General features: G+C 64.8%; 7 protein-coding genes. 2 read left to right on the forward strand and 5 right to left on the reverse strand.

Going from position 1 to position 5202, the window contains the following annotated elements; genetic code table 11:
- On the forward strand, positions 1–140 hold a 140-nt coding region (locus EOA38_RS27285), incomplete at its 5' end, for an ATP-binding protein (protein ID WP_145966082.1).
- A gap of 22 nt (positions 141–162) precedes the next feature.
- Here EOA38_RS27285 and EOA38_RS27290 read toward each other — a convergent pair.
- The 5 genes from EOA38_RS27290 to speB all read right to left on the reverse strand — a co-directional run bounded on the left by EOA38_RS27290 (position 163) and on the right by speB (position 4809).
- Positions 163–1041 carry an ABC transporter permease gene (locus EOA38_RS27290; RefSeq protein WP_126095454.1) on the reverse strand — a complete coding sequence of 293 codons (879 nt, stop codon included), beginning with the start codon at positions 1039–1041 and terminating at the stop codon, positions 163–165.
- Between the two features lie 11 nt (positions 1042–1052).
- Entirely contained in the window at positions 1053–1862 is an 810-nt protein-coding gene (locus tag EOA38_RS27295) for an ABC transporter ATP-binding protein (protein ID WP_127300685.1), read from the reverse strand.
- A 104-nt stretch (positions 1863–1966) separates the two neighbouring features.
- Positions 1967–2926, reverse strand: coding sequence for an ABC transporter substrate-binding protein (locus EOA38_RS27300; protein WP_126096035.1), 960 nt, complete (start codon positions 2924–2926; stop codon positions 1967–1969).
- Positions 2927–3158: 232 nt separating this feature from the next.
- On the reverse strand, positions 3159–3935 hold the full coding sequence (dapB, locus tag EOA38_RS27305) for a 4-hydroxy-tetrahydrodipicolinate reductase (RefSeq protein WP_127300686.1): 777 nt from the start codon (positions 3933–3935) through the stop codon (positions 3159–3161).
- Between the two features lie 64 nt (positions 3936–3999).
- Positions 4000–4809 (reverse strand): agmatinase, encoded by an 810-nt coding sequence (gene speB, locus EOA38_RS27310; RefSeq protein ID WP_127300687.1) that lies wholly within the window; start codon positions 4807–4809, stop codon positions 4000–4002.
- Positions 4810–5022: 213 nt separating this feature from the next.
- On the opposite strand from speB, the gene EOA38_RS27315 reads away from it, so the two are divergent.
- Positions 5023–5202 (forward strand): hypothetical protein (locus EOA38_RS27315; protein WP_145966083.1); only part of this gene is annotated, 180 nt, incomplete at its 3' end.

The raw sequence follows: 5202 nt of genomic DNA on the forward strand, positions 1-5202 counted from the left end.
GCACGAACGAGGAAGGCAGCGGGCTCGGGCTCGCCATCGTGCGCGAGGTGGTCGAAAATGCCGGAGGCAGCGTCGCGCTTGGCGACGCTGCCTCCGGCGGGCTCAAGGTCGAGGTGCGGCTGCCGCTACGTTCCAGTTAAAGACTAGCCAGGGCGTTGGTGGTCACTGCGTTTCATGCAGCGGCTGCGGACGCCATTTCGCCAGCCGGTTCTCGACCAGCGTCATCAGGTATTCGGCGCCCAGCGCCACGACCATGACGATAACGATCGCCGCATACATGCCGGCCGCGTCGAACGAGCCTTTGGCGATGTTGATCAAGAGGCCGATACCGAAGCGCGAGCCGACGAACTCGCCCACGATGGCGCCGATGATGGCAAAGCCGAAGCTGACATGCAGGCTGGCGAAGATCCAGCTCATCGCCGACGGCACGATCACCGAACGCGTCAACTGCCAGTCGGAGGCGCCGAGGATGCGGGCATTGGCGATCATCGCGCGGTCGGCCTCGCGCACGCCCTGGAAGGCGTTGTGGAAGACGACGAAGAACACCATGACGAAGGCCAGCGCCACCTTGGAGGCAAGGCCGAGGCCGAGGATCATGATGAAGATCGGCGCCAGCACGACGCGCGGGATCGAGTTGATCACCTTGATGTAGATGGAGAAGATATCCGCAGCCATGCGGTTGCGGCCGAGCGCGACGCCAATGATGATGCCGGCGACCGAACCGGTGACGAAGCCCAGCACCGACTCCTCCATGGTGACATAGAGGTGGTACCAGAGCGGCCCTTCCGAGGTCCCCTCCGTCATCCATTCATAGAGCCGTCCAGCAATCGTGCTCGGCATGGCGTAGAAGAAGGGATCGATCCAGGCCATGCGGCCGGCGATTTCCCACGCGCCGAGGAAAGCGATGAGGATGGCGAGCCGCCAGAAGATGACGGAATGGCGCCGATGCGCGGCCGCCTTGGCGGCGGCTGCCTCGATTTCGGCGTCCGACGTTCCTGGCCTGAAGCTCGCGGTCGAGATGTTGACGGTGGCGTCTGTCATAAAAGCCTCCTTCACGCGGCTGCGCGGGCGTAGCTGGTCTCGACCTCTTCCTTGAGGTCGGCCCAGATGGTGCGCGAATAATCGATGAAGCTCTGGTCGTAGCGGATGTCGGCGACGACGCGCGGGCGCGGCAGGTCGATCGTGTAGACGGATTTGACGGTCGCCGGCCCGGCCGTGAGCACATAGACCTTGTCGGCCAGCGCGATCGCCTCCTCAAGGTCATGCGTGACGAAGACCACCGAGGCCTTGGCCTCGGACCACAGGCGCAGCAATTCCTCATGCATGAGCACGCGGGTCTGCACGTCCAGCGCCGAGAACGGCTCGTCCATCAGCAGGATCTCGGGACCGTTGATGAAGGTCTGGGCCAACGCCACGCGCTTGCGCATGCCGCCGGAAAGCTGGTGCGGATAGTGCTGCTCGAAGCGCGCCAGGCCGACACGCGCCAGCCAGTCGCGCGCCGAAGCTTGGGCTTCCGCCTTCGGCTTGCCGCGAAACAGCGGTCCGGCCATGACGTTCTCGATCACCGTGCGCCACGGGAAAAGCGCGTCGGTCTGGAACACGAAGCCGATGCGCGGATCGATGCCCTTGACCGGCGCGCCCATGACGCGGACCTCGCCGGCGCTCGGGCTGGCGAGCCCGGTGACGAGGTTGAGCGTTGTCGACTTGCCGCAGCCGGTCGGGCCGACGACGGCGACGAACTCGCCACGCTCGACCGTCATGGTGAAATCGCGGATCGCGGTCAGGGATTTGCCTGTGGGAGAAAGGAAGCGGCGGCTGACATTGATCAGCTCGATCGCCGGAGCGGTCTTTTTAACAGCCATAGTTGAGCAAACTCCAATAGCGTGCGACCGCCGCGCGGTGATCGCCGGACGTGGAACAAGATAGGGCGGCGGCGCGAGGTCGGAACCTCGCGCCGCCTAATCCGCTATTTCACGTTCTTGACGAATTCCGTGGTGTAGGTCTTGGAAAGGTCGATCTGCTTGCCCTGCAGTTCCTTCTTGAAGGCCGACAGCACCGAAAGAACCGTCTCCGGTCCACCCTGCGGCATCACGCCATCGGGGGTGAACATCGCCTTGCCGGCGTCGAGCGCTTTCACATAGCCTTCCTTGTCGCCGACATAATAGTCCTTCGGCATCTTTTCGGCGATCTCGGCGCCGCTGTGGGTGCTGATGAACTTCAGCGTCTTGACGAAGGCGTTGGCGAGCTTCTGAACCGTTTCCTTGTGGGCGTCGACCCATTCGGTCTGCATGTAGAGCGAGGCGGCCGGATAGGTGCCGCCAAGTGCTGCCTTGGTGCCTTCCACGGTGCGCATGTCGACGAGCACCTTGGCCTCGCCGGTCTTGAGCAGCCGCGTGATCGTCGGCTCGGTCGTCATGCCGGCCTGGATCTTGTCCTGCTGCATGGCGGCGATGAAAGTGTTGCCGGCGCCGACCGGCACGGAGGTGAATTCGCCGAGCTTCAGCCCGTTCTTGACCGCAAGATATTCGGTCAGGAAGTTGGTCGAGGAGCCGAGGCCGGTGACGCCGAGGCTCATGCCCTTGAAATCGGCGGGCGACTTGATCTCCGGATGTTTCGCCGAGACAAGCTCGACCTCGCCCGGCGCCTGGCTGAACTGGACGACGGATTCGACGAACTTGCCCTTGGCCTGCAGGTCGATGCTGTGGTCGTAGAAGCCGACCACGCCCTGAACGGCACCCGCCAGCATCTCGTTCTCGGCATCGACGCCCGCAGGCTCATTGAGCAGCTCGACGTCGAGGCCTTCATCCTTGAAATAGCCGAGCGCCTCGGCGAGCTTGGCGGGCAGGTAGATCTGTTTTTCGTAGCCGCCCACCATGATCGAGATCTTGTCGGCGGCCGACGCAGTCGTTGCGCCGGCGGCAACCATGGCAAGCGTCAACGCCGCCGAACGCAGGGCGCATTTAGAGATGAAACCGGTCACGTAACTTCCTCCACCTGGGCGGCGTGCCATCCGGGCCGCGCCGCATTTCCTCCTTGCCGGCCCGCTCCCAGACCGGTCACGTGGCGAATGCCACAAAACTGTCATGGCATGCCCAAGCTTTCAGCTGGCTTTCAGCCATTTTAGCGGCTGTTGAAATGGAACCGAGCGGGATTGCCAATCACGTGGAGGTGAAGCCAAGCACGTCGCGCATGCCGTATTCGCCGGGCGGCTGTCCGGCGACCCATAGCGCCGCCGCGATGGCGCCGCGCGCGAACATCGAGCGGTCGCCTGCAGCATGCGAGAGCGTGAGCGCCTCGGCTTCGCCAAGGAAGCTGGCGCTGTGCTCGCCGACGATGCTGCCGCCCCGCAGCACGGCAAAGCCGATCTCGCCGGCGGGACGCGGGCCGGTGACGCCGTCGCGGGTACGCCTTGCCACCTCATCCAGCCTGACGCCTCGCCCGCGCGCGGCCGCCTCGCCCAGCATCAGCGCCGTGCCCGACGGCGCGTCGACCTTGAACCGGTGATGCGCTTCGAAAATCTCAATGTCGCAATCGTCGGCGCCGAGTGCCCGCGCCGCCTGCTCGACCAGGCTGGTCAGCAGGTTGAGCCCCAGCGAATAGCTGCCGGAGCGCACGATGGCGATTTTCCTCGCGGCGTCGGCGATGGTTTCCAGTTCAGCGGCGTCGAAACCCGTCGAACCGATGACCAGCGCCGGCCCGCCGCGCGCCGCGCAGGCCTTTGCCAGCTCGGCCGAAGCCGCCGGCGTGGTGAAGTCGACGACAACATCGGCCAGCGCCAGCGCCTCGTCCCGCTCGACGAGCCCCTCACCTGCGCTGCCCGGTCGGTGGAAGCGGGCGGCGAGATCGAGCCGCGGATCGGCCGCGACGGTCTCCGCCATCTGCCGGCCCATGCGGCCGAGTGCGCCGGCAATGGCTATCTTGAGCGGCTGAGACAATGGGTATCCCTCTCGAGAGGCAAAGTCGGAACAATCATCTGGCACGTCGTCCTGCCAAGTTGATTCAGCCGGCGGGCGCGCCGTTCGTCTTCAGCATCATGCCGGCGATCTCCTTGACCAGCTTGGCTGCGACCTGCGCGGTCACGTTGGAGAGGTCCTGGCGCGGATTGTATTCGACGATGTCGGCGGCGACTATTCGTTGATCGATCGACTGGATCAGGCCGATCACCTGGCGGGTGGTGAGGCCGCCAGGTTCGCGATGGGAGATGCCGGGCGCGAAGGCCGGATCGAGCGCGTCGATGTCCATCGAGATATAAACGGGTGTCTTGAGGTCGAGCCGCAACCCTTCCTTGAAATGCCGCATCTCGACAACCTCGACGCCAAAGCGTTTGAACTGGTCGCGGTGGTGGTCGTTGACGGTGCGCAGGCCGATCTGGATCAGCCGGTCGGCCAGCCGTTCCTCCATGACGCGCGCGAATGGCGAGGTGTGCGAGCGCGGATTGTCGTCATAGGAATGATAGATGTCCGGGTGCGCGTCGATATGGACGATCGTCAGGCTAGGATGGCGGCGGCGCACGGCGCGCAGTACCGGCCAGGAAATGGCATGGTCGCCGCCAAGCGAGATCAACGGGTGGCTGGCATCGAGCGCGCGGCCCACCTCATTCTCGATCCGCTCCCACGGGTCGCCAGGTTGTGTGAAATCGATGTCGCCATGATCGATGAAGCGGTCGGTCAAGTCGAAGCCTGTTTCCGACCAGGAAGTGTAAGCGTCGCTGGCGAGCTCGCGCCGGATCAGCGGCGGCGCCTCGGCAGGTCCGCGCAGGTAGGACGAATTCTCGTCATGCGGAATGCCCAGAAGCGAGACCTTGGCCATGACATCCTCCTCGTTGCGGAGACAGAGTGCCTCTATAGGCGCCAGAGCTGGCGGGTGCGACCGGAGCCGCTTGGGCCAGATCGCAAAACACGCCGTTGGGAGCCGCGCGCGAATGTGAAGCGCTACACTCATCATGGCTCGCGCGATGTGGTAATTTAGCTCCGCTGTCCGGCCGCGACGCGCCGCCCGGACCGGGTCCGAGGGGGGACGCCCATGTTACGGCCAGTGCATGTCCTGGTTCTTTCCTGCTTCGCGCTCGCACCACTCACCGGCGGGGCATTCGCCGCCCAGGCATCTTCCGACAATCCCGACGACGCGGCGAAGAAGGCTGCCCTCGCCGAGGCGATCAGCACCTGTGACCGGGGCGCCTCCGTGCCGCTCGATCCCGAAGCC

This window comes from Mesorhizobium sp. M1E.F.Ca.ET.041.01.1.1 (assembly GCF_003997355.1).
In the GTDB taxonomy this organism is placed as follows: Bacteria; Pseudomonadota; Alphaproteobacteria; order Rhizobiales; family Rhizobiaceae; genus Mesorhizobium.

Coding starts and splice junctions, on each gene's coding strand:
- speB (WP_127300687.1), bottom strand. CDS start 4,809: ATGGCCAAGGTCTCGCTTCTGGGCATTCCGCATGACGAGAATTCGTCC.
- EOA38_RS27290 (WP_126095454.1), bottom strand. CDS start 1,041: ATGACAGACGCCACCGTCAACATCTCGACCGCGAGCTTCAGGCCAGGA.
- EOA38_RS27300 (WP_126096035.1), bottom strand. CDS start 2,926: ATGGTTGCCGCCGGCGCAACGACTGCGTCGGCCGCCGACAAGATCTCG.
- EOA38_RS27295 (WP_127300685.1), bottom strand. CDS start 1,862: ATGGCTGTTAAAAAGACCGCTCCGGCGATCGAGCTGATCAATGTCAGC.